This is a genomic window from Variovorax sp. WDL1 (genome assembly GCF_001541225.1).
GTDB lineage: Bacteria > Pseudomonadota > Gammaproteobacteria > Burkholderiales > Burkholderiaceae_C > Variovorax.
Genome location: NZ_LMTS01000349.1, coordinates 80162 through 104775, shown reverse-complemented (window position 1 = coordinate 104775; position 24614 = coordinate 80162). Strand labels below are relative to the sequence as shown.

General features: G+C 69.0%; 28 protein-coding genes and 1 pseudogene. 8 read left to right on the top strand and 21 right to left on the bottom strand.

Features of this window, described 5'->3' with window-relative positions:
• The 3 genes and pseudogenes from APY03_RS45265 to APY03_RS39645 all read right to left on the bottom strand — a co-directional run.
• Nucleotides 1-1194 (bottom strand): annotated as a pseudogene (locus tag APY03_RS45265) (glycosyl transferase); the annotation flags it as partial.
• Nucleotides 1195-1264: 70 nt separating this feature from the next.
• Nucleotides 1265-1519: a DUF1488 family protein gene (locus APY03_RS39650; RefSeq protein WP_068686332.1), complete on the bottom strand. Its 255-nt coding sequence runs from the start codon at nucleotides 1517-1519 to the stop codon at nucleotides 1265-1267.
• A 601-nt stretch (nucleotides 1520-2120) separates the two neighbouring features.
• On the bottom strand, nucleotides 2121-2687 hold the full coding sequence (locus tag APY03_RS39645; RefSeq protein WP_162487146.1) for a GNAT family N-acetyltransferase: 567 nt from the start codon (nucleotides 2685-2687) through the stop codon (nucleotides 2121-2123).
• Between the two features lie 187 nt (nucleotides 2688-2874).
• On the opposite strand from APY03_RS39645, the gene APY03_RS39640 reads away from it, so the two are divergent.
• The gene (locus APY03_RS39640) at nucleotides 2875-3111 is read left to right on the top strand and encodes a hypothetical protein (RefSeq protein WP_068686328.1); all 237 of its coding nucleotides are present in this window, start codon (nucleotides 2875-2877) and stop codon (nucleotides 3109-3111) included.
• Nucleotides 3111-3482 (top strand): DUF1161 domain-containing protein, encoded by a 372-nt coding sequence (locus APY03_RS39635; RefSeq protein ID WP_232081198.1) that lies wholly within the window; start codon nucleotides 3111-3113, stop codon nucleotides 3480-3482. Before APY03_RS39640 ends, APY03_RS39635 begins: the two co-directional genes overlap by 1 nt.
• A 42-nt stretch (nucleotides 3483-3524) precedes the next feature.
• Here the strand turns inward: APY03_RS39635 and APY03_RS39630 are convergent, their stop codons facing one another.
• The gene (locus APY03_RS39630; RefSeq protein WP_068686356.1) at nucleotides 3525-4490 is read right to left on the bottom strand and encodes a GlxA family transcriptional regulator; all 966 of its coding nucleotides are present in this window, start codon (nucleotides 4488-4490) and stop codon (nucleotides 3525-3527) included.
• A 157-nt stretch (nucleotides 4491-4647) separates the two neighbouring features.
• On the opposite strand from APY03_RS39630, the gene APY03_RS39625 reads away from it, so the two are divergent.
• Nucleotides 4648-5442, top strand: a complete 795-nt coding sequence (locus APY03_RS39625) for an SDR family NAD(P)-dependent oxidoreductase (protein WP_068686327.1) — start codon at nucleotides 4648-4650, stop codon at nucleotides 5440-5442.
• Nucleotides 5443-5467: 25 nt separating this feature from the next.
• Here APY03_RS39625 and APY03_RS39620 read toward each other — a convergent pair whose 3' ends face one another.
• Nucleotides 5468-6424: a DMT family transporter gene (locus tag APY03_RS39620; RefSeq protein ID WP_068686325.1), complete on the bottom strand. Its 957-nt coding sequence runs from the start codon at nucleotides 6422-6424 to the stop codon at nucleotides 5468-5470.
• Between the two features lie 135 nt (nucleotides 6425-6559).
• Between APY03_RS39620 and APY03_RS39615 the strand changes: the two genes are divergently transcribed.
• Nucleotides 6560-7435, top strand: coding sequence for a LysR family transcriptional regulator (locus tag APY03_RS39615; protein WP_068686323.1), 876 nt, complete (start codon nucleotides 6560-6562; stop codon nucleotides 7433-7435).
• A 136-nt stretch (nucleotides 7436-7571) separates the two neighbouring features.
• Complete coding sequence (locus APY03_RS39610) at nucleotides 7572-7760, top strand: DUF3606 domain-containing protein (protein ID WP_068686321.1); 189 nt, start codon at nucleotides 7572-7574, stop codon at nucleotides 7758-7760.
• On the opposite strand, the gene APY03_RS45465 is transcribed toward APY03_RS39610, so the two are convergent.
• From APY03_RS45465 to APY03_RS39570, 9 genes are all read right to left on the bottom strand, one after another.
• A complete protein-coding gene (locus tag APY03_RS45465) occupies nucleotides 7725-7859 on the bottom strand; it encodes a hypothetical protein (protein ID WP_269475638.1) in 135 nt (44 codons plus the stop codon). The two genes, APY03_RS39610 and APY03_RS45465, sit on opposite strands and share 36 nt — an antisense overlap.
• Before the next feature lie 130 nt (nucleotides 7860-7989).
• Complete coding sequence (locus tag APY03_RS39605) at nucleotides 7990-8904, bottom strand: LysR family transcriptional regulator (RefSeq protein WP_068686319.1); 915 nt, start codon at nucleotides 8902-8904, stop codon at nucleotides 7990-7992.
• A gap of 36 nt (nucleotides 8905-8940) precedes the next feature.
• Nucleotides 8941-9279 carry a ferredoxin gene (gene fdxA / locus APY03_RS39600; RefSeq protein WP_068686354.1) on the bottom strand — a complete coding sequence of 113 codons (339 nt, stop codon included), beginning with the start codon at nucleotides 9277-9279 and terminating at the stop codon, nucleotides 8941-8943.
• Between the two features lie 19 nt (nucleotides 9280-9298).
• Complete coding sequence (locus APY03_RS39595) at nucleotides 9299-10075, bottom strand: enoyl-CoA hydratase-related protein (RefSeq protein ID WP_068686317.1); 777 nt, start codon at nucleotides 10073-10075, stop codon at nucleotides 9299-9301.
• Complete coding sequence (locus APY03_RS39590; RefSeq protein ID WP_068686315.1) at nucleotides 10072-11241, bottom strand: CaiB/BaiF CoA transferase family protein; 1170 nt, start codon at nucleotides 11239-11241, stop codon at nucleotides 10072-10074. The genes APY03_RS39595 and APY03_RS39590 overlap by 4 nt, the downstream gene beginning before the upstream one ends.
• On the bottom strand, nucleotides 11241-12620 hold the full coding sequence (locus tag APY03_RS39585; protein WP_068686313.1) for an FAD-dependent oxidoreductase: 1380 nt from the start codon (nucleotides 12618-12620) through the stop codon (nucleotides 11241-11243). Before APY03_RS39585 ends, APY03_RS39590 begins: the two co-directional genes overlap by 1 nt.
• Before the next feature lie 124 nt (nucleotides 12621-12744).
• On the bottom strand, nucleotides 12745-13596 hold the full coding sequence (locus APY03_RS39580; protein WP_068686311.1) for an ABC transporter permease: 852 nt from the start codon (nucleotides 13594-13596) through the stop codon (nucleotides 12745-12747).
• 14 nt (nucleotides 13597-13610) lie between these two features.
• Nucleotides 13611-14393 (bottom strand): ABC transporter ATP-binding protein, encoded by a 783-nt coding sequence (locus tag APY03_RS39575; RefSeq protein WP_068686309.1) that lies wholly within the window; start codon nucleotides 14391-14393, stop codon nucleotides 13611-13613.
• 4 nt (nucleotides 14394-14397) lie between these two features.
• Complete coding sequence (locus APY03_RS39570) at nucleotides 14398-15429, bottom strand: ABC transporter substrate-binding protein (protein ID WP_068686307.1); 1032 nt, start codon at nucleotides 15427-15429, stop codon at nucleotides 14398-14400.
• 335 nt (nucleotides 15430-15764) lie between these two features.
• Here APY03_RS39570 and APY03_RS39565 point away from each other — a divergent pair, with 335 nt between their 5' ends.
• The gene (locus APY03_RS39565; protein WP_068686305.1) at nucleotides 15765-16007 is read left to right on the top strand and encodes a DNA-directed RNA polymerase subunit alpha C-terminal domain-containing protein; all 243 of its coding nucleotides are present in this window, start codon (nucleotides 15765-15767) and stop codon (nucleotides 16005-16007) included.
• Nucleotides 16008-16013: 6 nt separating this feature from the next.
• On the opposite strand, the gene APY03_RS39560 is transcribed toward APY03_RS39565, so the two are convergent.
• From APY03_RS39560 to APY03_RS39550, 3 genes are read right to left on the bottom strand one after another with little or no spacing between them, the layout of a single operon-like run.
• Nucleotides 16014-17228 carry a beta-ketoacyl-[acyl-carrier-protein] synthase family protein gene (locus tag APY03_RS39560; RefSeq protein WP_068686303.1) on the bottom strand — a complete coding sequence of 405 codons (1215 nt, stop codon included), beginning with the start codon at nucleotides 17226-17228 and terminating at the stop codon, nucleotides 16014-16016.
• Complete coding sequence (locus APY03_RS39555; RefSeq protein WP_068686301.1) at nucleotides 17225-17473, bottom strand: acyl carrier protein; 249 nt, start codon at nucleotides 17471-17473, stop codon at nucleotides 17225-17227. Before APY03_RS39555 ends, APY03_RS39560 begins: the two co-directional genes overlap by 4 nt.
• A 31-nt stretch (nucleotides 17474-17504) precedes the next feature.
• Nucleotides 17505-18212: a phosphatase PAP2 family protein gene (locus tag APY03_RS39550; protein ID WP_232081200.1), complete on the bottom strand. Its 708-nt coding sequence runs from the start codon at nucleotides 18210-18212 to the stop codon at nucleotides 17505-17507.
• 139 nt (nucleotides 18213-18351) lie between these two features.
• Between APY03_RS39550 and APY03_RS39545 the strand changes: the two genes are divergently transcribed.
• Complete coding sequence (locus APY03_RS39545) at nucleotides 18352-20364, top strand: acetoacetate--CoA ligase (protein ID WP_068686352.1); 2013 nt, start codon at nucleotides 18352-18354, stop codon at nucleotides 20362-20364.
• 29 nt (nucleotides 20365-20393) lie between these two features.
• On the opposite strand, the gene APY03_RS39540 is transcribed toward APY03_RS39545, so the two are convergent.
• The gene (locus APY03_RS39540; RefSeq protein WP_068686297.1) at nucleotides 20394-20795 is read right to left on the bottom strand and encodes a phage holin family protein; all 402 of its coding nucleotides are present in this window, start codon (nucleotides 20793-20795) and stop codon (nucleotides 20394-20396) included.
• A 9-nt stretch (nucleotides 20796-20804) separates the two neighbouring features.
• A complete protein-coding gene (locus APY03_RS39535; protein WP_146039279.1) occupies nucleotides 20805-21410 on the bottom strand; it encodes a hypothetical protein in 606 nt (201 codons plus the stop codon).
• A gap of 458 nt (nucleotides 21411-21868) precedes the next feature.
• Between APY03_RS39535 and APY03_RS39530 the strand changes: the two genes are divergently transcribed.
• Nucleotides 21869-22675, top strand: coding sequence for a hypothetical protein (locus tag APY03_RS39530; protein ID WP_102905089.1), 807 nt, complete (start codon nucleotides 21869-21871; stop codon nucleotides 22673-22675).
• Between the two features lie 79 nt (nucleotides 22676-22754).
• On the opposite strand, the gene APY03_RS39525 is transcribed toward APY03_RS39530, so the two are convergent.
• Nucleotides 22755-23570 (bottom strand): phytanoyl-CoA dioxygenase family protein, encoded by an 816-nt coding sequence (locus APY03_RS39525; protein WP_068686291.1) that lies wholly within the window; start codon nucleotides 23568-23570, stop codon nucleotides 22755-22757.
• Between the two features lie 56 nt (nucleotides 23571-23626).
• The coding region (locus tag APY03_RS39520) for an MBL fold metallo-hydrolase (RefSeq protein WP_232324581.1) at nucleotides 23627-24614 on the bottom strand (988 nt) is incomplete at its 5' end.

Genomic DNA, 24614 nt, shown 5'->3' with positions numbered 1-24614 from the left:
CGGGCGGAAGCCGATGGCTTTCTCCAGCGCGAGCCGGCCTTCCGCGATGAGGTGGTAGCCGGGATCTTCGACCCTTGCGCGTTCGTGCGCGTCGGCCGCGCCGGCCGAGGCGGCCCGCGCCGCCGCCAGCGCATGGCCGGCGATGTCGAGCTCGGAGCAGGACGAACCGCGCGCGAGTTGTTCGATCGCGCTGCGGTAGAGATTGCGCGTCTGGAAATCCATGGCCGCGAAGCCGCTTTCCGCGCGCAGCCGTGCGTCGACGAGGCTGACGCCCTCGAAGAGGTCGGCCCAGTCGATGTCCGACATCAGGCGCATGCTGGTGATCACGTTGCGCACCGTGACGTTGGAGGCTCCCTGGCGCTGCTGGGCATGCGCGACCGCGTCGTCGATGGTGGCGTCCTGCCGTCCGAGCCGCTCCTCCAGCCAGCCGAGGGCCGGCATGGTGTGGGGATCGTGGTCTCTCAACCGCTTGGCCAGCTGTGCAGCAAAGAGCTCGGACAGCGCCAGCGGCGAGCGCGCGACGATGTCTTGCTCGAGTGCGGCCCGCGCCGAGCCCGGCAGCGTGAGGCGGGTTGCAAGCAGGTCGGCATCCGCCCGTGCCGTGCGCCCGACCGTGATCTGGTCGGCCAGCCGGCGCAGGTTCTCGATGAGGACGATGCGCAGCGTGATCGCGACGGCCCAAAGCTCGCCGATCGTCAGCGGCTGGACCCGCTGGTAGGCGGCGACGAAGCGGCGCAGCACGGCGGCGTCGATGTGGCTGTCGGTGTGCGCCACGAAGGCCCAGGCCAGGCCGAAGACACGCGGGTAGCCGGCGAACGGGCCTGTCGCGAGCTTTGGCAGTTGCCGGTAGTAGTCGGCGGGCAGGTCGCTGCGGATCTCGCGGATCTGCTTCTCGACGAGGTGATAGTTGTCGAGCAGCCATTCGGCGGCGGGTGCGACGCGCCGGCCCGCCTCCAGCTCGGCGGCGCTGGCCCGGTAGGCTGCGAGCAGCACCCGGGCGTTGTCGTCGAGCCTTGTCCGCAATGGGCGCGCAGCGGACGGCCTCGGCGTGACGGTCTGCGCCACGGCCAGGCTTTGCGCGTGCTGCTCCAGGCGCTCGATGCCGAAGAGCTCTTCTCGAACCGGTGCCCTGTCGGCCCATGGGGTGGATGGGGAGCCACGCCAGAAGGCGAGGGGGGGAAGAATGAAGTCCATGAACGCCTTTCCGCGAACTCGGGTGCGCGGGGGCGACCGGATGCAGCCGCTGATCCGCGCTTCGACGCAGTCAGGCGGCAGGAAGGTCGAACTCTCGCAGCATCACCGGCTCCTTGGCGCCTTGGGCCAGCCGGCGGCGCACGGCGGCCTGGATGTCCTCTGCGTGGCTGTGGTAGGTCTCCATCGGATCGTCGTCCTGGCCATCGGGACGGTAGCGGTAGTGCAGGGTTTCCTTGCCGACGCTGGCACCGATCCACTGCGTATCGACTTGAACCCAGAAGCGCACGGTGCGGGACGCCTCGTGGAAGAAAGGGGGCTGTGACATGACTGGACTCCAGGTGGAACGGATCGACCGCCCGCCGTCGGTTGACGCCTGGAAAGCGGCCCTGTGGCGAGCCACGAAGGCGCCTGCACTCGAATCGACCTTGCCGGCATTCCGGTGGTGCGCCCTATGCGACCCAGGGTAGGGGCGGGCAGGCTGCGCGTCTGTGCGGTAGCGCACGTACGCCCGGCTGGCCGCCGAAGCCCTCTGCCAGGGCCGGCAGACAGTCGGCCTGGCGCCGCATGGGCCGGTCCATCGCGCTCGTCCGTGCGCCACCGCACAGTTGAAATCGCTCCCAGGCGCTACTGTTGCAGGTCTGTACACCTCTGTACGCCTCTGCACAGGACTGCCATGACGCCCCCCGAAAATGCCGCCGAATCGCTGGTTCGCGCCTACCTGGACGGCCGCACGATGCCGCGTGTCCTTCAGGACGCCGTGGTGTGGGTCGTCGCCTCGCGACTGACCGGCGGCGAGGAGCCGGTGCTCGACCAGGCCTTGCGGGGCGACATCGACAACCAGGCCATTGCGCCTCCCGTTGGCATCGAGGCTGCTGCAGCGCAGCCGGCGCCATGCGCCCTGCTGCGGCGCTGGAATCCGGCCCCGCTCAGCGCCCGCGCAGGTTCATCCGAAACGCAATCACCGCCACATCGTCTTCCACGGGCGCCATCCCAAGGATGGCCGTGGCACGGAGGTCATGTTCGGGGCAGCGGATGAAGCCCATGCGGTGGTACAGCTTGCACGCCGCCGTCATGAACGAGGAGCTGTGGATGCCCAGCGTCAGCGCGCCCAGCTCGTGCGCCCGGTCCACGCAGTGCCGCGCGAGCCGGCGCCCCAGCCCGCGGCCGCGGGCGTCCGGGTGCACCGAGAGCTTGCGGAAGCCGGCCCAGCCCTTGGGCAGGCCCAGGCCCTCCAGGCCCGCGTCGGGGTAGAACACCACGCTGCCGACCACCCGGCCCTGCCATTCGGCGACCAGCAGCTGGGTGCCGTCGCCCGGCTTCTCGACCTGGCGCAGATCATCGAGATAGGCTTCGAAGACGGCTGGCGGCACGCTCTTCCTGTACTGGGAATAGGCGGCCATGCGGATCGATGCGATCGGTGTGGCCTCGTGGCGCTCGGCGGGGCGGATGCGGCAGCCCGCGGCTGCGGCAAGGGTCCCCTCGAAGTCCAGCATGGTTCTCTCCTTCATTCCTCGGGCGGTCGGATGACCGCCGATGGAAGCCAGCTTAGGCGCGGGGGCGTGCCCCATATTGAAGGAACGCGACATCTTGTCCGACACGGGCATAGGCCATGCGGCCGATGTCCGTGGCCGCGCGCGGTGGCTAGATTGCTGGAAACACCGCAGACGAAAGAGGATCTCCATGCTCGACACTGCCACCAAGGCCAGCCTGCTGCGCCGCAACGGCGTCGCCCTGCCCAGGTTGCCGGCAGAGGGCACGCAGCCTTGGCGGGCAGCGGTCGATGCGCTTTTCGATGAATACGTCGCCTTGCGTGCGGCCAGGAGCCTGCGCGAGGCGGAAGAGGCGCGCGAGCTCGAGCTGCTGAGCCGCCTGGCCGCAACCTCCTACCCGCGACGGCGCATCACGAACTACGCCTGATGGTCATCGCACGCTTTTGCATGGCGCGTCCTTGCCTCGCGGCCGTGGCGCTGGCCTTCGCAGGCGCCGCGCATGCGGTTGGCTGCGAGGAGCTGGCGGCCCAGATCGACGCGAAGATCCGCGCGTCCGGCGTCTCGGAGTTCACCCTCACGACGGTGGATGCCGCGGCCGATGCCGGCGGGCGGGTCGTCGGCACGTGCGAGCTCGGCACGAAGAAGATCGTGTACGAGCGTGGGGGCACGCATGGCGCGGTCTCCGCGACGCGTCCGGCGCAGCAGCCCGCCCCGGCGCCAGCGCGGTCGCGCGACGAGCAGATGCTGACCGAGTGCAGGGACGGCACCGTGCGGATGGGCGGCGACTGCCGCAGGTAGCGACCCAGGCCCGCGGCGGGCAACCAGAGGCAACGCGCCGGCTCAGGCTGCGGCCTGTGCCTGCGCGGTCCCGCCAGCTGCCCGCGCACTGCGCCGGATGCTCTGCGGCGGCTGCCCCAGCGTGCGCAGGAAGGCCCGGCGCATGCGTTCCGGATCGCCAAAGCCGGCTTCGCGGGCGACCACGCCGAGCGCGAGCTCGCCGGCGTCGATCAGCGTGCGGGCGGCTTCCACGCGCAGGCGCTCGATCGCCTGCGCCGGCGACTGGCCGGTCTCGGCCTTGAAGGCGCGGCTGAACTGGCGCGGGCTGAGGTGGGCGACTTCGGCCAGGTCGTCGACCGACAGCGGTTCGCGCAGGTGCGCGCGCGCATGGGCCAGCGTCTTCTGGATCCGGTCCGATTGGGGCTCCAGCTCCAGCATCGCGGAAAACTGCGACTGGCCGCCCGGCCGGCGGTAATAGACCACCAGCTTCTTCGCGACGGCGCGGGCGAGCTCGGCGCCGAGGTCCTGCTCGACGAGCGCCAGCACGAGGTCGATGCCGGCCGTCATGCCGGCCGAGGTCCACACCGGGCCGTCGTTGATGAAGATGCGGTCGGGCTGCACCTGGACCTGCGGATGGCGGCGCTGCAGCTCCTGCGCGAAGGCCCAGTGCGTGGTAGCGCGCCGCCCGTCGAGCAGGCCGGCCTCGGCCAGCGCGAAGGCCCCGGTGCAGATGCTGGTCACGCGCCGCGCATGCCGCAGGCCCGAGCACAGGAAGCGGCACAACTTGGGCGTGGTCGGGGTGGGAGCCAGCGCGCCGGTCATCACGAGGGTGTCGAAGCGGGCGGTGGTGAAGCGGCGGGTAGCGACCGCCGCGCCGCTGGAACTCGCGACCATGCCGCCATCCTCCGACAACAACTCGACGCGGTAGTGCGGCTTGCCGAGCAGCATGTCGGCCAGCTCGAAGGCGGCGATGGCCGCCAGGTCGAGGATCTGGAAGCCGGGAAAGACGAGGATGCCGATGCGACGCATGGCGCGCAGGGTACGGGCAGCGGTGCGGGTGGTCAATGGACGGTGATGTCCTGAAAGGTGGGATATACGTCATTCAGGACGCGACGCCACGGAGCACACTTCAATGCAACCGTCGGTCCCTCGACGGGCCCGCATCCACCGAAAGGGACTCGACGCCATGACTTCAGCAAACCCCCGGGGCACCGCCCTCATCACCGGCGCTTCGGCCGGCATCGGCGCCCTCTACGCCGACCGGCTGGCGCGCCGCGGCCATGACCTGGTCCTGGTCGCGCGCAACCGCGAGCGGCTGCAGGCGCTGGCCGACCGGCTCGTCCGCGACACCGGGCGCCGGGTCGAGACGCTGGTCGCCGATCTCACCGACAAGGCCGACCTGGCGCGTGTCGAGGAGGTGCTGCGCAGCAACGAGAAGATCAACATGCTGGTGAACAACGCCGGCGTCGGCGCGACCGCGCCGCTGCTGGACTCGGACATCGAAAAGATGGAAGCGATGATCGCGCTCAACGTGAACGTGCTCACGCGGCTCACCTACGCGGCGGTTCCGGCCTTCGTGAAGCGCCCGGGCGCGACGCTGGTGAACATCGCCTCGATCGTCGCGGTCTCGCCGGAAACGCTGAATGGGGTCTACGGCGCCAGCAAGGCCTATGTGCTTGCGCTGGGGCAGTCGCTGCAGCACGAGCTGGCGGGCCAGGGCGTTCGCATCCAGACGGTGCTGCCCGGCGCGACCGCCACCGAGTTCTGGGATACGGCAGGGCTGCCGGTGCAGCATCTGCCGAGCGAGATCGTGATGACGGCCGAGAACCTGGTCGACGCCGCGCTCGCCGGCCTGGACCTGGGCGAGACGGTCACGATCCCCTCGCTGCCGGACCAGGCGGAGTGGGATGCGTACGAGGCGGCGCGGCGGGCGATGTCGGGGCGGCTGTCCAGCTCGAAGGTCGCGGCGCGCTACGCGTAGCTGCCCGCTCTCCGGGGGCAATGCCTCAGGATGAGGCACGGCATGCGCGGTCGACATGGAGCTCGATCCGCGCCGCCCCGAGCCGGCTGCCCGCGGTGTGGATCAACAGCGCCCCGACCACCATCCCCATGCCCACCAGTTCGCTCCCCGAAGGCAGCTTGCCCAGCGCCACGCTCATCAGCAACGCCGACACCGGCACGAAGTTGATGAAGGCGGTGCCGGTCACCGGCCCCAGCGTGCGCACGCCGAAGTTGTACGCCAGCACGGCAACGGCGGAGGGAATCAGCCCCACGTAGAGCAGCGCGTGCCAGGACGATTCCAGCCCCTGCACCTGCGGAAGCTCCGCCAGGCCAAGCGCGGTCGCACCCAGCGCGCCCGCCAGCAGCAGGGGCCAGGCGGCCAGCACGGTCAGCGCGCTGTATTCGACGACGTCCAGCCGGCCCGCGAACTGCGCGGCGCCACGGGTGTACCAGACCCAGCCCAGGGTGCCGGCCAGGGCGATGGCATCGCCCCACGCGGTCGATGCCGCATCGCCGTTCGATGACACCAGAACGCCCGAGACGACGATCACGCCCGCCAGTGCCAGCGCGCTGCTCAGCAGCGTGATGCGGGTGGGCCGCACGCCGTCCAACAGCCAGCGCAGCAGCTGGGTCGTGATCGGGGTGGTGGCCATGATGACGGCGCCGTGCGAAGGCACCGAATGGGCCAGGCCGGTCAGCACCATCACGCTGAACACGCCGAAGCCGGCCACGCCGCGCAGCGCGAGCGGGCCGGCGTGGCTGCGCAGCTGGCGCCAAGGCGCGGCGCCGCGCGGGACGAGCAGCGCAGCGAAGAGCAGGGCCGACACGCTGTAGCGGATCAAGGTGAACCAGAAGGGGTCGACGTGCTGAAGCACCTCCTTGCTGACGAGGAACATGGCGCCCCATGACGAGGTGGCGGCGAGCAGCGCGGCGATGCCGAGCGAAGGGGAAGGCGTACGCATGAGAACAGGTCCGGAAGATGAATGGATGCCCGGAAGAATGGGCGCGGGGGCTGCGGAAGACCATTCGCTTCTTTGGACGGGGGCCTCAGGTTTTGCGAATGGCCTCGCGCGCGTCGGGCGCTCACAATCGCCGCCATGGAGCTCTACCAACTGAGGACCTTCGTCGCCATCGCCCGCGAAGGCAGCCTGACGCGGGCCGCCGAGCGGGTGTTCACCAGCGCGCCGGCGGTCAGCGCGCAGCTCAAGGCGCTGGAGGACGAGCTCGGCGTCAAGCTCTTCGAGCGCACGCCGCGCGGCATGACGCCGACCGAGGCCGGCCAGACCCTGCTCGAGGAAGCCGAGCGCACCCTCGCCTCGGCGATGCGCATGCGCTCGGCCGCCGAGCAGATCCGCGGTACGGCGCAGGGGGTGGTGCGCTTCGGCACGGTGGTGGACCCGGTGGCGCTGCGGCTGGGCGAGGTGCTGGTGAAGCTGGCGCAGCGCCATCCTCAGGTGTCGCTGCAGTTGCAGCAGGGCTTGTCGCACCAGACGCTGGCGGCCGTGCAGCGCGGCGAGCTGGACTGCGCCTACGCGCTCGGCGACGCCGAGGCGATCGACGGCCTGTCGGTGCATCGGCTGGGCGTGGTGGACCTGGTGGTCGCGCTGCCGGTGCCGCTGGCCGAGGCGCGGCCCGGGCTCAAGCTGGAAGAGCTCACCGAGCTGTCGTGGGTGGGTACGCCCAGCTCCTGCGTGATGCGCAGGCACCTCGACAGCCTGTTCGCCGGCCTCGGCCGCGAGTACCGCCCCACGCGCACGGCCGACAGCGAGAGCGCGATCCGCAGCATGGTCGCCAGCGGGCTGGGCCCGGGCCTGCTTCGCCGGGACCAGGCCGAGCAGGCCGAGCGCAATGGCGAGCTCCGGATCTGGTCGGGCTGGCGCTCGCACACCTGGCTGTGCTGGGTGGAGCCGGAGAGCCGTCGGGCGCCCGCTGTGGACGCGGTGCGCGCAGCCGTGCTGGAGACCTGGGCCTGACCTGCCGGGGCGGGCCGGGCCGGCGTCCGCCTTTGGCGGGTAGGACCATGCAGGTTTTTCCTACGAGAGCGGGGTGCTGGCGAGGGCACGCTCTGACCCAGATCCACCTGTACCCACCATCGCCATGCCAGAAGCCATGATCTCCCCCGCCCGCTTGTTCATTCCGTCCGTCGCCGACGCGAATGTGCGCCTCATCGACGTGACCGACCCGAGCGACGTCGACCACTGGACCGAGGCGCTCTGCGTGAGCGAGACCGAGCTGCGGCTTGCTGTGGCCGCGGTCGGCAGCTCAGTCCAGGACGTTCGCGACCACCTCGGCAAGTGAGGCCTGCTGGGCCTTGGGCGGTTGCGGCTTGGGGTCGCAGCCGGCGAGGGCCGTGAATGCGAGGGCGGACAGGACCAGGCAGAGTGTCCGAAGCTTCATGATCGACGTCTCCTTTGCGCGAGCCGTGCAGGTGCACGGAGCCCGCCGGGTCATTCTGGCGCGCGGGGCGTGAGCCGCCTGTCAGCCGATGCCCGGTCTTGCTCCTTCCCTCTCCGGGGAGGGGCGCAAGTCACAAGGCGGCGGCGGTCAGCTCCAGCTGCGTGAGGCGTCTCGCCATCCGCCCCACGAAGTTCTGCGTCACGTGCGGCAGCGCGCGCTGGCTGGGCACCACGATGCCCACCTGCAGCTGGTTCAGCGCCGGCAGGGCGAAGGGCCGCCACAGCAGATCGCCGCGCCGAAGCTCCTCGATGAAGGCGATCTTCGAGAAGCAGGAGATGCCCTTGCCACCCATGATCAGCCGCTTGAGCAAGGGCGTCGAGTTGCAGGTCGCGGCCGGCTCCATGTCGTCCCAGAACGCCGCGAACTCGGCCGACAGCGTGGCGCTGATCACCGGGTGCGAGCTGGAGCGCAGGAAGGGATAGCCCGCGCAGTCCTTCAGCGCAATGCGTTCGTGCTTGGCGAGCGGATGGCCGGGCGGCAGCACGATGCCGATCGGCAGGCTGGCCAGGCTCACGGCCTTCACGCCGCCGGGCAGCCGGCTCACGAAGCTCAGGCCGACGTCGGCCTGGCCCGACATCACCAATTGCGGCACCTCCATCGGCTGGGTCGAGGTGATGGTGTACGTCACCGCGGGGAAGATCTGCAGGAACTCCTCGACGGCGGCCGGCAGGAGCTCCTCGAAGAAGGAGTCCATCGCCGCGACCTTCACGTGGCCGGTGCGCTCGCCCTTGAGCGCGTCGAGCTCGGTGCGCATCACCTGGAACTGGTGCAGCGTTTCCTGCGCATGCTTGAGCAGGCGTTCGCCGGCCGGGTTGAGGCGCAGTCCGTTGGGCATGCGATCGAAGAGCTCCACGCCCAGTTCGTCCTCCAGCTTGTGGATCTGGCGGTTGACCGCGCTGGCCGCGACGAAGAGCCGCTCGGACGCCTTGCGCACCGAGCCGCAGCTCGCCACCTCGATGAAGTACTTCAGGACGCTGGCGTGCATGGCTGCACCCTCCCGGAGTACGGGGCGCCGGCCTTCCTATCCCGCCGTGGCCGCGCGCGGCACTTCGAGCGCGATGCGCGGGTGGTCGCAGGCGACGCGCAGGCCCTCGGCGCCGCCGGGCGAGCCGAGGCCGCTGACCTCGGCGTCGAAGAACTCGCGGTTGATGGCGATGTAGCGGGTGAGCTCGGGCGGCAGCCGATGTTCCTCGTAGATCGCCTGGACGGGGCAGGCGGACACGCAAACGCCGCAGTCGATGCATTCATCGGGCTGAATGTACAGAGTGCGCTCGCCTTCGTAGATGCAATCGACCGGGCAGCACGGCACGCAGGCGCCGTCCTTGCAGTCGATGCAGGCGGTGGTGATGACGTGGGCCATGGCTGCTGTGCTGTTCAGGTCAGCGGCCAAGCCACTGCGGCTTGCGCTTCTGCTGGAAGGCGAGCACGCCCTCGTTGGCGTCTTCCGATTGCAGGGCGGCCATCAGCGCGGGCAGGCGCTGGCCATGGGCCTGCGTCGGCGACAGCGTGCCGGTGCGCCGCACCACCTGCTTGATGGCCTTGAGCGAGAGCGGCGCGCAGGCCAGCAGCTGCTGCACCCAGCGCTCGACGGCCGTGTCGAGCTCGGCGCGGGGCACCACCTCGTTGATCAGCCCGATCTCGAGCGCGCGCCGGGCCTTGACGCGCTGGCCGGTGAGCATCATGCCCATTGCATGGCGAAAGCCGATCTGGCGCTGCAGCAGCACCATGCCGCCATCCAGCGGCAGGCGGCCCACCAGCGGCTCCGGCAGGCCGAAGCTCGCCTCCTCGCAGGCGACGACCAGGTCGCAGCCCAGCACCATCTCGAGCCCGCCGCCGAGCGCGAGGCCGTTGACGCGCGCGATCACCGGCACGTCCAGCGTCTCGCGCAGCGCGATGCCGCCGAAGCCGCCTCGGCGCGAGGCGGCCCAGTATTCGACGCCCTTCAGGTTCGAGGTGTTCTTGAGGTCGGCGCCGGCGCAGAAGGCGCGCTCGCCGGTGGCGGTGAGGACGACCACGCGCACATCGTCGCGGCGCTCGATCTCGTCCCAGATGCGCAGCAGCTCGGCTTCGGTCGCCATATCGACGGCGTTGAGCACCTCGGGGCGGTCGATGGTGACGGTCGCGACGTGGTTCGCGACTTCGAAAAGTACGCTCATGCGTCGGCCTCCTCGATCAGGGCCCGCGCCTCGGCGAGCAGCTCGGCGGTGTGCTCGCCGAGCTTCGGCGGCGCGCGGCGCAGCTCGGCCTGTGCGCCCGACATCCGGATCGGGCTGGCGATGAATTTCAGCTTGCGGCCGGAGGGCGAATTCCCTTCGAGGATCATTTCGTTATGCAGCGTCTGCGCATCGACCAGCGCCTCGCGCATGTCGCGCACCGGCGCCGAGAGCAGGTCCTGTGCTTCCAGGCGCTGCAGCCAGTGTTCGCGCGTGTGGCTCGCGAAGCGCTCGCGGAAGATCGCGTGCAGCTCGGCCTTGTGCGCGAACTGCGCCGTGAGGTCGGCGAAGCGCGCGTCCTGCGACAGGTCCTCGATCTCGAGCGCCGCGCAGATGTCGCGCAGCGGGTTGGCCTTGAAGGCGCCGACCAGCACCAGCGGGCCGGTCTGCGTGTCGAACACGCCCGACAGCGGCATCGCGGCCCAGTTGACCTCGGAGTCTTCCATCATGACCATGGCTGCTTCCTGCATCTGCATGGCGAGCATGGAGTTGTAGAGCGAGACAGCGATCTTCTGCCCTTCGCCGGTGCGCTCGCGCTGCAGCAGCGCGAAGAGGATGCCCTGCACCATGTGCATGCCGGCTGTGTAGTCGGCCAGCGCGGTCGGGTAGATCGAGACCGGCACGGAAGCATCGGCGCGCCGCGCCATCACGCCGGTCAGCGCCTGGGCCAGGACATCCTGCCCGCCCTTGTGCGCGTAAGGCCCGGTCTCGCCGAAGCCGGTGCCCACGGCGTAGACGATGCGCGGGTTGATGCGCCGGCAGTCCTCGTAGCCCAGCCCCAGGCGCTCCATCACGCCGGCGCGGAAGTTGTTGCAGACCACGTCGGCATCGGCAATGAGCGCCTTCACCAGTTCCACCTGGGCGGCGTCGCGCAGGTCGATCTCGACACTGCGCTTGTTGCGGTTGAGGCTGCAGAAGATCGGGTTGTCCTCCCCCGCGACCGGCGCGAAGGTGGAGCGGCTCAGGTCGCCCGCGCCCTTGCGCTCGACCTTGATCACGTCGGCGCCGTGGTCGGCCAGCATCTGGGTGCAGACCGGGCCCATCATGACCTGCGTGAAGTCGATCACGCGGATGCCGGCCAGGGGCAGGTTGTTGCCGTTCGAATTCATCATGCAGCCTCCGCGAAGGAACGGGCGATGGTCGGCGTGTCGGCGTTCGGCCCCTTCTGGTCGCCGGGGTCTGCGCCTTGCGCGCGCAGGGTGCGCTGCAGCTTGGCGATGTCCACGTTGCGCACCGCGACGCCGGCATCGAGCGACAGCGCGGCAGCCGTGCCGGCGGCTTCGCCCATCGCCATGCAGGGCGGGATCTCGCGCGAGATCTTCTGCGCGGCCGAGGTCGACGAGTAGTGGCGCCCGGCCACCAGCAGGTTCTCCACGCTGCGCGGCACGAGCGTGCGCCAGGGGTAGTAGTAGTCGCGGCCGCGCGCCACGCTGTCCTCGAAGCGGGCACGCTGCGCCACGTCTTCCTTGGTCATCACGTACTCGCCTTCCAGCAGGCGTGTCTGGCGGATGCCGGTCTGCGGTGCCAGGTCGACCAGGTAGCAGTCCTTGAAGCCGGGCAGCCTGGCGCGGATGAACTCGATCACCTTGTGGATGGTGGCGCGGCCCTGCACTTCGGCGCGCGTCAGGTCGGCCACCTTGAGGCCGTCCAGGCCCGCCATGTGCGGGCAGTTGCACCACACCACGCCGGGCAGCGGCGTCTTGAGCCACCACGAATCCCAGGCGCCGCCCAGGATGTGCTTGACCTCGCGGTCGAGCGCCGCGAAGGCCTCCGGCTCCTCGTGCTCGAAGCGCTCGGCCTCGTCGGTGTCGACGCCGCCCAGGCGGAACACGGTGGTCACGATGTAGGCGCCGCTGATGTGCGGCGCACCGGCCGAGGCCGCGACGTCGAGGTCGCCGGTGGCGTCGATCACCACCTTGCCCAGGATGGCTTCGCGCCCGCTCTTGGATTCGACCACCACGCCCTTGACCTGGCCGTCTGCCACCAGCGTGCGCGAGAACCAGGAGTGCAGGCGCAGGTTGATGTTGGCCTGCTGCACCATCTCGAGCGAGGCGCGCTTGAAGGCGTCGGGGTCGAAGGCCGCGGCAAAGCAGATCGGGTGCGGCTTGGTCTTGCTGTGGAAGTCGAAGGTGCCCCAGCGCTTCCAGCGGCGCACCGACTCGGGCAGGGTGCCCCAGTCCTGCTGCTTCGGGTACTCGGCCAGGCCGCGCTCGGCCATGCGCTCGATCATCTCCAGGCAGATGCCGCGCACCGAGATCTCCCGCAGGTGGCTGTCCCACATGTCGTCGAGCACCAGCACCATGCCGCCCGAGGCCAGGCCGCCCAGGTGGTTGTAGCGCTCCAGCAGGGTCACGCTGGCACCGTTGCGTGCAGCGGCCACGGCCGCTGCCTGGCCGGCGGGGCCGCCGCCGACCACCACCACGTCCGATTCGGCTGCGACGCGAATGTCGTGCGCAGGTTCTTGCATCCAGTCGCCAATACGGCTCATAGGGGTCTCCTAGTGATAACTTGCCAGTTCGGGAAACAACGCGGAACTGGCTTTGCCAGGCCGCTGGTGTTGCCCCCTCGGGGGGGTACTCGGCTACACGAAGTGAGCCGATACGGGGGTGGTCTCAATGCGTGCTCTCGGGGTGCCAACGGATGACCCAGCGCTCGGCCAGCGTGACGAGCAGGAAGAACAGGCCCGAGAGACTCGCGCTCATGACGATCGCGGCGTAAAGCAGCGGCGAATCGAAGTTGAAGGTGGCCTGCAAGATCATCGCGCCGATGCCCACCGTGGCGCCGACCCATTCGCCCACCACCGCGCCGATCACGCACATCGAAGCCGCAATGCGCAGCGCCGAGAACAGGTAGGGCAGGGCGTTGAGCAGGCGCAGGCGGAAGAAGATCTCGGTCTTGCTCGCCGACAGCACGCGCATCAGCTCCATGGCCTGCGGGTTCACGGACTCGAGGCCGCGCACCATGTTCACCAGCGTCGGGAAGAAGCACACCAGCGCTGCGATGGTGATCTTGGGCTCCATGCCGTTGCCCATGATCAGCACCAGCACCGGGGCCTTGGCAACCAGCGGCACGGCGTTGAACATCAGCACCACCGGGAAGAAGATGTCCTGCAGCGTCTTGTTGTGCACGAAGACGGTGGCGATGGCGATCGCCGCCAGGTTGCCCAGCAGGAAGCCGCCGGCCGCCTCCATGGCGGTGGGCAGCAGGTTGTCGAGCAGCACCGCGCGCTTGGCGTAGAGCGTCTCCAGCACGGCCCAGGGCGTGGGCGCGATGAAGGGCTTGACGTCGAAGATGGCGATCACCGCCCACCACAGCACGATGAGGCCGGCGATGCCCGCCGCAGGCAGGATGCGGCGGCGCCAGAGGCGGCGCTGGCGTGCCGCGGCCCAGGCCTGGTATTCGGTGTCGGCCGCGGCGAGTGTGGCGGCGGTTGCGCTGCTCACGTCGATGGAAGTGGTGTTCATGGCTCGGGCCTCGCTCAGCAGGTTTCCAGCACGCGCCGCAGATGGGCGGTGAGGCGCACGAACTCGGGGGTCTCGCGGATGTCGAGGGTGCGGTCTTCCGGCAGCTCGACCGGGACGATCTCGCGCACCCGGCCCGGGTTGGCCGCCAGCATCAGCACGCGCTGGCCCAGGTAGGCGGCCTCGTGGATGCTGTGGGTGACGAAGAGGATCGTCACGCCGGTTTCCTTCCACACGCGGCGGATCTCCTCGTTGAGGCGGTCGCGGGTGATCTCGTCGAGCGCGCCGAAGGGCTCGTCCATCAGCAGGATCTTCGGGTCGCTGGCGAGCGCCCGCGCGATCGACACGCGCTGGCGCTGGCCGCCCGACATCTCGTGCGGCCAGGCGTTGAACTTGTCCTTGAGCCCCACCAGCTCCAGCAATTCCTTGGGCGAGCGGCGGCCCTTGCGGCTGGCGCCGCCGCCCACCTGCAGTGGCAGCTCCACGTTCTGCAGCGCGGTGCGCCAGGGCAGCAGCGCCGCGTCCTGGAAGACGAAGCCGATGTCGCGGTTCTTGCGCGCAGCCTGCGGGCTGGTGGAGAGCACCTCGATGCGGCCGCGGCTGGGCTCCAACAGGTCGGCCACCACGCGCAGGAAGGTGGACTTGCCGCAGCCAGAGGGGCCGAGCAGGGTCAGGAACTCGCCTTGCGCGACGTCGAGGTCCAGGCTCTTGATGGCGGTGACATCGCGGCGCTCGGTGAAGAAGCGCATGCCGATGTCTCGGCAGGAGATCGCCGGCGCGGCGTTCATGACGGCGGCCATGGGGTCAGGCCTTTCCGATGCGCGCGGCGGAGGTGGCTTTCAGCGCGTCGAGCGTGATCACTTCCTCCACCTTCGGCGTGCGCGCGGTGAACTGGCCCAGCTCCGAATAGGTCGCGATCTGCTGCTGCCAGACGGCCGGGTCCATCGCGCCCCAGCCCTGCGTCTGCGCGAGGCCGCCGAAGCTGTAGTCGAGCATGACGTCGACGGCCACGCGCTCATCCTCGGCCTTGAGGTTCGGGTACTCCTTGACCAGCAGCTCCACCGCCTGGTCGCGGTTGGCGCGCACGTGCTGCCATCCCTTCGCCGTGGCGCGCACGAAGGCCTCTATTACCTTCGGCTGCGATTCCAGCGTCTTGGTCGAGGCGTAGTAGGGCAGGGCGTAGAGCTGCACGCCGGCGTCCCACAGCGTGAGGTCGACGCGGTCGGGGCCGAGCACCTTGAGCGCGGTCGTGCTGGTGAGCCAGCCCGTGACGACGTCGACCTGGCCTGTCAGCAGCGGCGCCATGTCGGAGCCGACGGTGATGACCTTGACGTCCTTCTCGGGAATCTTGTTCTTCGCCAGCAGCGCGCGCAGCAGGATGGCCGCGGTGGAAGGAATGCCGACCTTCTTGCCGACCAGGTCGGCCGGCTTGCGCACCGGGTTCTTGGCGAGCGAGAAGAAGGTGAAGGGATGCTTCTGCGCGCCGACCGCGAAGCACTTGATCGGCAGCCCTTGCGAGACGGCCAGCATCACCGAGGGGCTGGAGGACACCTGCCCGACCTCGTAGCGCCCGGAGGCGACGATCGCCACGCCGTCGATGTTGGGCCCGCCGGGCTGGATGGCGAAGTCGATGCCCTCCTGCTCGTAGAAGCCCAGCCGCTTGGCTGCCACTTCGCCGATCTGGTTGACGCCGACGATCCAGCCGAGCTGCATGTTGATCTTCGCCCGGCCCTGCGCCAGTGCGTCGATGGACAGCAGCCCGCCGCTGGAGAGGCCGGCGGCCATGAGCGAGGTCTTGAGAAGGCGGCGGCGAGCGGGGTCCGGGAGATTGGCCATGGCAGATTCCTTTGAAGGCAAGAAAAATGGGAGCGCGACCTGGGCTTTCGTGTCGCCAAAGCTGCGGCGGTGAAGGCTTTGTGACAGGAATGCTAGGAGGTGAAGGCGTTGCCTCCAAGAACCGTTTTTCGCAACCGGTGGACGAAAAATTAGCTCGCCCTGACCTGCGGAAAACCCTGTGTGACAACAAGACAAGTGACTGAAATCAAGGCATTCCGGTTGCTTGAAATTCAGCCTTGCCGAGCATCTGCCCAATGAAAATGCCCGGTGAACCTAGCCGCGTGTCGATGGCATGAACTGTGCAGGTTCCAGCCATCGTTTCCCGGAGACACCCCATGGATGATGGTCAAGCCATCGCAGTCCGGCCTGCGACCGAGTCGCTGCTGGATGCAGACATCGAAGTTCTGAAACTCTCGCTTCGCACCACGAACGTGCTGCGCCTCAACCAACTGCACACGGTGCGCGATGTCACCCGCGTGCCCGCGAAAAAGCTCTTCGTGCTCTCGCGGCTGGGCCGCAATTCATTGCGGGAGATCGTCGAGAGCATGAACCGCCGGGGGCTGCGGCTCGCGGACTGAGCGCCTTCAGGCGCGGCGGAAAAGCAGCACCGAATTCGTGCCGCCGAATGCGAAGGAGTTGCTCATCGCGGCTTCGAGCTTCGGCGCCGCCACGCCGGGCTGCGGCACCAGGTTCAGCCGGCAATCCGGGTCGATGGCCGTGCAGTGCGCGTTGGGCGGCAGCTGGCGCCGGTGCAGCGCCAGCACGGTGATCACGGCTTCGAGCGCGCCGCCTGCGCCGAGCAGGTGGCCGTGCAGGGCCTTGGTCGAGCTCACCTGCAGGTCGTCGAGCGCGGGCTCGCCCCAGACTTCCGCCAGCGCGTTGCGCTCGACCACATCGCCGATCCGCGTGGCGGTGCCGTGCGCATTGCAGTAGCCGACGTCGCGCGGTGCGAGCCCGGCCGAGCGCAGGGCGGCGCGCATCGCGCGGGCCTGCCCCGGCGTGTCGGGCTTGGTGAGGTGGGTGGCGTCGGAGCCGATGCCCCAGCCGGCCAGCTGCGCATAACTGCGTGCGCCGCGGGCGCGGGCGCGCTCGGCCGATTCGAGCACCACGAAGGCGGCGCCTTCACCGAGCGCGAAGCCGCTGCGATCGCTGGCAAAGGGGCGGATCGCGCGCGCCTCCTCGCCGGGCGCGAAGGCGGCCAGGGTCTGCATGGCCTGCCATGCGAGCACCACGCCGGGCACGATCAGCGCCTCGCTGCCGCCGGCGAGGGCCACGTCGACCTCGCCGCTTGCGACGGCCTTGGCGGCCTCGGCCAGCGCCACGCTCGACGACGCGCAAGCCACCGAGTAGGTGAGCACCGGCCCCTGGGCCTGCTGGCGCATCGCCACCTGCGCGGCCGGCGCATTGGGCATGAAGGAGGGAACGGTGAGCGGCGGCATGCGCGTGCTGGCGCCGCGGTAGGCGGTCTCGACCGCCGCGGCGCCGCCCATGCCGCAGCCGACGTAGACGCCGATGCGTTCCGGGTCGGCATCGCCGAGCGTGCCGGCGTCGCGCACCGCCAGGTCGGCGGCGGCCACGGCCATCTGGCTCACGCGGTCCACGCCGGCCAGCTGCAGCTTGGTGAACCAGCGCGCCACGTCGAAGGGAGCGAGCGCGGCGGCGGTGGGTTTGGGCAGCTCGGGAAGGACGGGCCGCAGCGCCGACTCGCCGCGCATCAGCGCGTCGAACATCGCGCCGGGGTCGTCGCCGTGCGGGCTCACGACGCCCAAGCCGGTGACCACGACCTCCAAGGCGCTCACTTGGCCTGGGCTGCCTGCGCGGCCAGGGTCTTGTCGACCATGGCCGCCAGTTCGGCCAGCGTGTCGACGTTCACGTCCTGGTCGGGCATGGAGATCTTGAAATGGTCTTCGACGGCGAACACGAATTCAACCAGCGTCAGCGAATCGAAACCCTTGTCGCGCATGGAGGCGTTGGGGTCGAGTGCTGCCGGGTCGAGCCCGTACTTTTCCTGGATCAGGTCCTGCAATTTTTTCAGCGAACTCATTGGGCGATGTCCGTCTTCACGGGGCCATGGGTCATCGATGGGGGATGATATCCGCTCCCCCGAAGACGACGCTGGCCGCCCGGCCCGGCATGGGCCGCCAGCGCATCGAGGGCCATGCAAAGGCGATGCCCAGCAGCGCGCCGGCCAGCGCGTCGAGCAGCACATGCTGCTTGACCGCGAGCGTCGAGTACGCAATGGCGGCGAACCAGAGCCAGTTCGCGAGCTGCAAGGCCTGGGGCGCGCGCGTGCGGCGCAGCACGTCGTCCACCCGGATGGCGGTGAAGATCGCGACCGCCACGTGCATCGAGGGGCAGGCGTTGCCGGGCGCGTCCACGCCCTGCAGCAGTGCGAAGCCGGGGAAGTCCGAGCCGCTGGCCATCAGCGGCGGGACCTGGGTGGGCCAGAAATGGAAGATGCATAGTCCGGCGAGGCACAGCGCGCCGACCCACAGGCCGTAGACCACCAGTTCCTTGAAGTTGCGCTGCAGCCCGGGTGCCAGGCCCACGTAGAACCAGAGCGAAAAGTATGCAACCAGCATTTCCGGCTGGAAGGGGATCAGGTGGTCGAGCGCGGTCAGCGGCATCACGGTCATCGGATTGACCGGATGGCGCAGCAGCTGGAAGTAGCCGATGAAGAAGAGCCAGGTGAAAGCCGTGACGCCGACGATCTTCAGGGCCAGCAGGTGGCGCATGCGGAAAAGGAGCTCGGCGCGCCAGTGCAGGGGATGGGAAGGGGGCATGTGAGCGCCGAGCATGCCTGTTTTCGCGCCGGCACGGAACCCTGGGTCCAAAGTTGCCGCTTGCATGATCGGCCCCAGCCTGTGCTTTCCCGCATTGAAGCCACGGCCACCCGCGCGTTAGGCTGCATCCGTGAAACCCATTCCCTCCCCTTTTGTTCCCCAGATCCGCCTCTACCAGGACTGGCTGCGCGAGCAGCGCGGCCTGGACTTCGATTCCTACGACGCGCTCTGGCGCTGGTCGGTCACCGACCTCGAGGCCTTCTGGCGCAGCGTCTGGGATTGGAGCGGCGTCCGCTCGCCCGTGCCGCCGACGATCACGCTGGCCGATGCGCGCATGCCTGGCGCGCGCTGGTTCCCGGGCACGCAGGTCAACTACGCGCACGAGGTGCTGCGCCATGTCGATGCCGCGCACGCGGCCGGGATGCCGGCGGTCGTCAGCGAGAACGAGCTGGGCGAGGTGCGCGAGATGTCCTGGCCCGAACTGCGCCGGCAGGTTGCATCGTGCGCACTCACGCTGCGCGCGCTGGGGGTGCAGCGCGGCGACCGCGTCGCGGCCTACCTGCCGAACGTGCCCGAGACGATGGTCGCCTTCCTCGCCTGCTCGAGCCTCGGCGCGGTTTGGAGCGTGTGCGCGCCCGACATGGGGACGGCCGCGGTGGTCGATCGTTTCCGCCAGATCGAGCCGAAGCTGCTGATCGCCGCCGACGGCGTGCACTATGGCGGCAAGGCGCTGGACCGCAGCGCCGTGGTGCAGGAACTGCGCGCCGCGCTGCCCAGCGTCGAGAAGCTGCTGCTGCTGCGCACGCCCTTCGCGGCGCAGCAGATCCCCGCCGAGGCCGAATGGAGCGGCGCCATCGCGCGCGACGACGGCGAAACCGCGGCCTTCGAACCCGAATGGCTGCCCTTCGATCATCCGATCTGGATCGTCTATTCCAGCGGCACCACCGGCCTGCCCAAGCCGATCGTGCACGGCCAGGGCGGCATCCTGCTCACGATGTACGCCTGCGGCCTGCATCACGACCTGGGCCCGAGCTACAGCACGAACAACTTCGGCGAGCGCTACCACTGGTACAGCTCGACGGGCTGGGTGATGTGGAACTCGCAGCTGTCGGGGCTGGCCTTCGGCGTGACCTGCTGCATCTACGACGGCAATCCTTCCGGCAGCAAGGAAAAGCCCGACTGGGGGGTGCTGTGGCGTTTCGCGGCGCGGCACAAGGTCACTTTCCTCGGCGCCGGCGCGGCGTACTTCGCGAACTGCATGAAGGCCGGCATCGAGGCGAAGGCCTGCGGCGATCTCTCGCGGGTGCGGGCGCTGGGCAGCACCGGATCGCCGCTCTCCGAGGAGGTGCAGCGCTGGGGCACGGCGCAGTTGCTGGCGGCCGGCTCACCCGGGGTGTGGTGGTACAACATCTCGGGCGGCACCGACTTCTGCGGCGCCTTCGTCGGCGGCAACCGCGAGCTGCCCGAAGTGCCGGGGCAGATGCAATGCCGCTTCCTCGGCGCCGCGGTGGAAGCCTGGAACGAGCAGGGGCAGCCGGTGATCGGCGAAGTCGGCGAGCTGGTGTGCACGAAACCGATCCCGGCCATGCCGCTGTGCTTCTGGGGCGACGAGGGCAACGCGCGCTACCTGTCGAGCTATTTCGACACCTATCCGGGCGTCTGGCGCCACGGGGACTGGCTCAAGATCGGCGAGGACGGCGGCTGCATCATCTACGGCCGCAGCGACGCCACCATCAACCGCCAGGGCCTGCGCATGGGCACCAGCGAGATCTACAGCGCGGTCGAAGGCCTGCCCGAAGTGCTCGATTCGATGGTCGTGGACCTGGAGTACCTGGGCCGCGAGAGCTACATGCCGTTGTTCGTGGTGCTGCGGCCGGGCCTCGCGCTCGACGCGGCGATGCGCGCGAAGATCAACGACGCGATCAAGACCCGGCTGTCGCCCCGATTCGTGCCCAACGACATCTTCCAGGTCGCGGAGATCCCGCGCACGCTCTCGGGCAAGAAGCAGGAGCTGCCGATCAAGAAACTGCTGCTGGGCCAGCCGATCGAGAGGGTGGTGAACCGCGAGGCCATGGCCAACCCGGGCAGCCTGGACTGGTACGTGGACTTCGCCGCGCAGCGGGCGCGGGCGGCGGGTGGGGAGTCGATGTGATGGCGCCGGCGCTGCGGGCCTGAGCCGCGCTACAGCCAGTTGCCGCCGTCCGGCATCTGGATCGTCGTGGCCGGGTCGCCGCCGCCGACCAGCGCGCCGAAGACGATGCTCAGCAGCGAAACGAAGAGGCTGGCGAACAGGGCGGTCCAGAAGCCCGAGACCTTGAAGCCTTTCACCAGCGCCGCCACCAGCAGCAGCACCAGCGCGTTGATCACCAGCAGGAACAGGCCGAAGGTCAGCAAGGTCAGCGGCAGGGTGAGCAGGACCAGGATCGGCTTGACGATCGCGTTGGCAAAGCCCAGCAGCAGCGCGGAAACCACCAGCGCCGAGGTGCTTTCGAAGTGGATGCCGCTGAAGATGTGGCTGGCCACCCAGAGCGAGAGGGCGATGATGGCCCAGTGGAGGAGAAAGGGCGCGAGGGTGCTCAGCATCGCAACGCCTCAGCGCTCGGTTTCGCCGGTGCCCGTGCCGGCGCGTGGCGGCGCAGCGCCGGTAATGAAACGCCGCACCCACGCGCCGAGGCCCGGGCGCCGCGGCTCCACGGCGACCGCAGGGCGCCCCCCGTAGTAGGTTTCGCGCTCGTGCTGCAGGACGGAGACCAGCGCCTCGAGGTTCGCGGGGTTGTACTCCCACAACCCGCTGACGATGAAGTGGCCCATGTGCTCGGCGTTGGGCTTCGGTGCGATCACGATATGGCTCGCGCCCAGGCTCTGCAGGAACGCCGAGCGGGCGCCGGCGAGCCGCATGCCGTCGCCGTAGCCCTCGACCTGGCGGCTCAGCGACAGGCTGATGGCCTGGACCGAAGTGAAGTTCTCGGCGATGAAGTAGACCATCTCGACCAGCGCGAGCTTGCTGATCTCGAGCTTCTGCTGCGTGACCGTGGCACTCGGCGCGAAATGCTCGATGTGGACCTCGGTGCCTTCGCGGTTGACCGGGACCGGGTCCAGGGTCGCGATGTGAAGCGAACCGTCGTACAGGTACATCGGTTCGCCCAGCACATAGGGGCTTGAGTTGGGTCCAGTGATTCGCAGTTTCGCTCTGGTCATGATTCCCTTGAGTGCCCCACTGTAGATCGGCGCGCTGCCTTGCAGGCGCACTGTTTCATCGATTTCGTCGATTTCTGCGGGCAACTGCGGATCATGAAGGGCCCTTTCGACGGTGTCTTCCGCCATATGGCGTATGGCGCTGCCGGCACTGTATGGCTTTGCCTTACATGCTGGGGGCGCGACCACCATTGCCCGCACCGGGATGCGGAGGTGGCTGACGACTGCACCGGGCGGTGAGACCTACGTTGGCGCTTATGGGGGTGAACAAAAGCATTACCACGAATTAAGCGGCGCCAAAAATGTGATTACTTTACGTAACACTTTGTACTGTTTGCCCCACTGGTTTTTGGACGAGCGTCACATACAACTTGCATCACGGCAGCGCAAGTGGAGTAATGCGCAATCCGATGTCGGAATTCCCCTCGCCGCCACAGCCAATTACCTTCAAGGACCCCGTCATGCAACTCTCGGAGATCAAGGAATACCAGGATCAACTCGTGCAGCAGCTGGAAGAATCCGGCCTGACAGTCAGTTTCGGTGACGATCTATCGGTGCTCCTGAAGACCTACGAGGCCGCGACCGGCACCGGGTACGTCCAGTTGCCCTTCGTACTGGACGATCCGAAGGACGCCAATCCTTACAACTTCTGGGTCTGCTTCGACGACGGCACCGCCCCGGTGGCCTTGAGCGGCTTCCGGACCATGCAGAACGACCCTACGGTCCGACGCGTCGGGGAGGCCTACGAGCAGGGGGCGCTCTACCGCTGCAAGCAGAAGGAAGGCTGGCTACCGGACACGGGCCCGAAGCTCGACGCCCACGCGCTCTTCGGCTACATCGGCGCGGGCTGGGTGCATCCCCGCTATCGTGGCCACAACCTCGCCGGCTTCATTGCCCGGATCACGCAGGCCGAGGCCCTGCTGCGCACCCGCGGCACGCTGGCCATGTCCACGGCCATGACGGCCGAGGCGCTCTATCTCTCCGGCATGAACCTGCGCGCCAGCGGCCTTCATCACCTGCATGTCGAGCTGGTGCTGGACGGCTACCTTGGCATTGCCGAGCACGACATGAGGCTGTATCTCTCGCACAGCACGGGCACCGAGCTGATGAGCTTCTACGAACGCGAGTTGGCCATGCTGCGCAACGACGAGACCATTCCATGGCTCCATGGGCATGACAAGACCCACGCGGCTGCTGTTCTGGCCGGCGCAGAGAGTGCTCTTCCCGACGCATGCGCACCGGCGAGCGGCATGGCTGCGCTCGCCTGAGCAAGGGGCTCCCGCTCGGGGGCTGCCGCGCAGGGGGTGTTGCCGGGCATCGGCCGCGACCCGGCGCGACAGGCCGCCGTCAACCGGCCCCGTGCCGGCGGTGGCCCACCTCGAAGTCGTTGCGTCCGCTGCGGTCGACGCCCCGCAGCAGCCACAGCGGCCGCTGCGCGAAGTTCACCGCGACGCCCGTCTTGCCGTCGGCAGGCCTCAGGTCGCGCTCGAACACCGAGGTGGAAGGCATGTAGCGCAGCGCCACGCCGGTGCGCCGCTGGTTCGAGGTATTGGCGCGGGCGCCGTGGATCATGTAGACGTCGTGCAGCGACATCTGGCCTGGCTGCAGTTCCAGGTCCACCGCCTCGCTCTCGTCGAAGCTGCCGGCTTCCATGCGCTGGTTGAGCGTGAGATCCTGGCGCTCCTCGTGCAGGTGCGGATGCAGCACGCCGCCCTGGTGCGAGCGCGGGATCACGCGCAGGCAGCCGTTGGCGCGCGTCGACGGCTCCAGCGCCACCCACACGGTGCAGTTGGCCAGCGGCCGGATCGGCCAGTAGTGGCCGTCCTGGTGCCAGGGCGTCTCGAAGCCCTCGCTGGCCGGCTTGCAGAACACATGGCAACCCCACAGGATCACGTCCTCGCCGATCACGCCGGAAACCAGCTCGACGATGTCCGGGTCCATCGCCAGGTCGAGGAACTCCCGGCTGCCGCGTACGCCTTCGCCGTTGTCGCCCTCGATGTGGGCCGACACGAGCTTCTCCGGCCGCACGCCGGGGTTGCGGTGGATCAGCTCGTTGAGCGCATCGTGCATCTGCGCCACGCGGCGCGGCGACAGGCGGAACTCGGGGATGACCCAGCCTTCGCGCTGGTAGTGGGCGATCTCGCCGGGGGAAAGTCGGGCCATGGGGTTGTCTCTGGTCGCAGGGGCCGCGAGCGCCTGCCGGATTGGACGATGGGCGCTCAGGGTTCCTGGCCGGCCTTGAGCGGATAGCCCGCCTCGCGCCAGGCCTTCATGCCGCCGTCGAGCGCGACTGCGTGCTGGAAGCCCATGTTGCGCAGTGTGGCTGCGGCCAGTGTCGAGATGTACCCGAGCTCGCAGCAGCTGAGGATGCGCCGCGTGGGATCGGGCAGGTCCTGGTTGACGCGCAGCTCCAGCTGGCCGCGCGGCAGCAGCCGTGCGCCCGGCACATGGCCGGCCTCGTAGGCCTCGCGCTCTCGCACGTCGAGCACGATCAGGTCGTCCTCGCCGGCCTCCACGCGCAGCTTCAGCTCCGCGAGCGACATGAAGGGCACCATCGCGGCCGCTTCGGCCAGCAGCCGCGCCACCGCCTTGCCGCCGCTCATGTTGGTCCGCAGCGCCTCGGTGACGTGCGTGGGCATCGTGAGGTTCAGGCTCCTCATCATCTCGACGAACTCGGCGCGCTCGCGCTTCTGCAGCCGCGGGTTGTGGGCCAGCTCCTCGCCGATGGTGGAGTGCGTGCGTCCCTTGTAGTCGTGCGCCGGGCAGACCTTGAGCGCCGGGTCCAGCCGCAGAACGCGGTTGAACAGGCTGTCGTAGAGCGCCTCGGGATCCCCGCTGGGCAGGTCGGTGCGGCCGGTGGCGCCGATCAGCAACGTGTCGCCGGTGAAGAGCCTGTCCTCCACCTGCAGGCACATCGAATCCGCCGTATGCCCCGGCGTGTGCAGCACCGACAGCCTGAGCTTCCCCAGCACCAGCATCTCGCCGTCGGCCAGCCGCAGATCGACGAAGGGCGCCGGGCTGGCGCGGTGCATCACCACCGGCACCTGGAGCTGCCGCGCGAGCTCGCGCGTGGCCGAGAAATGGTCGGCGTGGGTGTGGGTATCGATCAGGTAGCGGATGCGCACGCCGTGTCGCGCGGCCAGGCCGAGGTAGTGGTCGATCTGGCTCAGCTCCGGATCGATCAGCGCGGCGGCGCAGCTTTGCTCG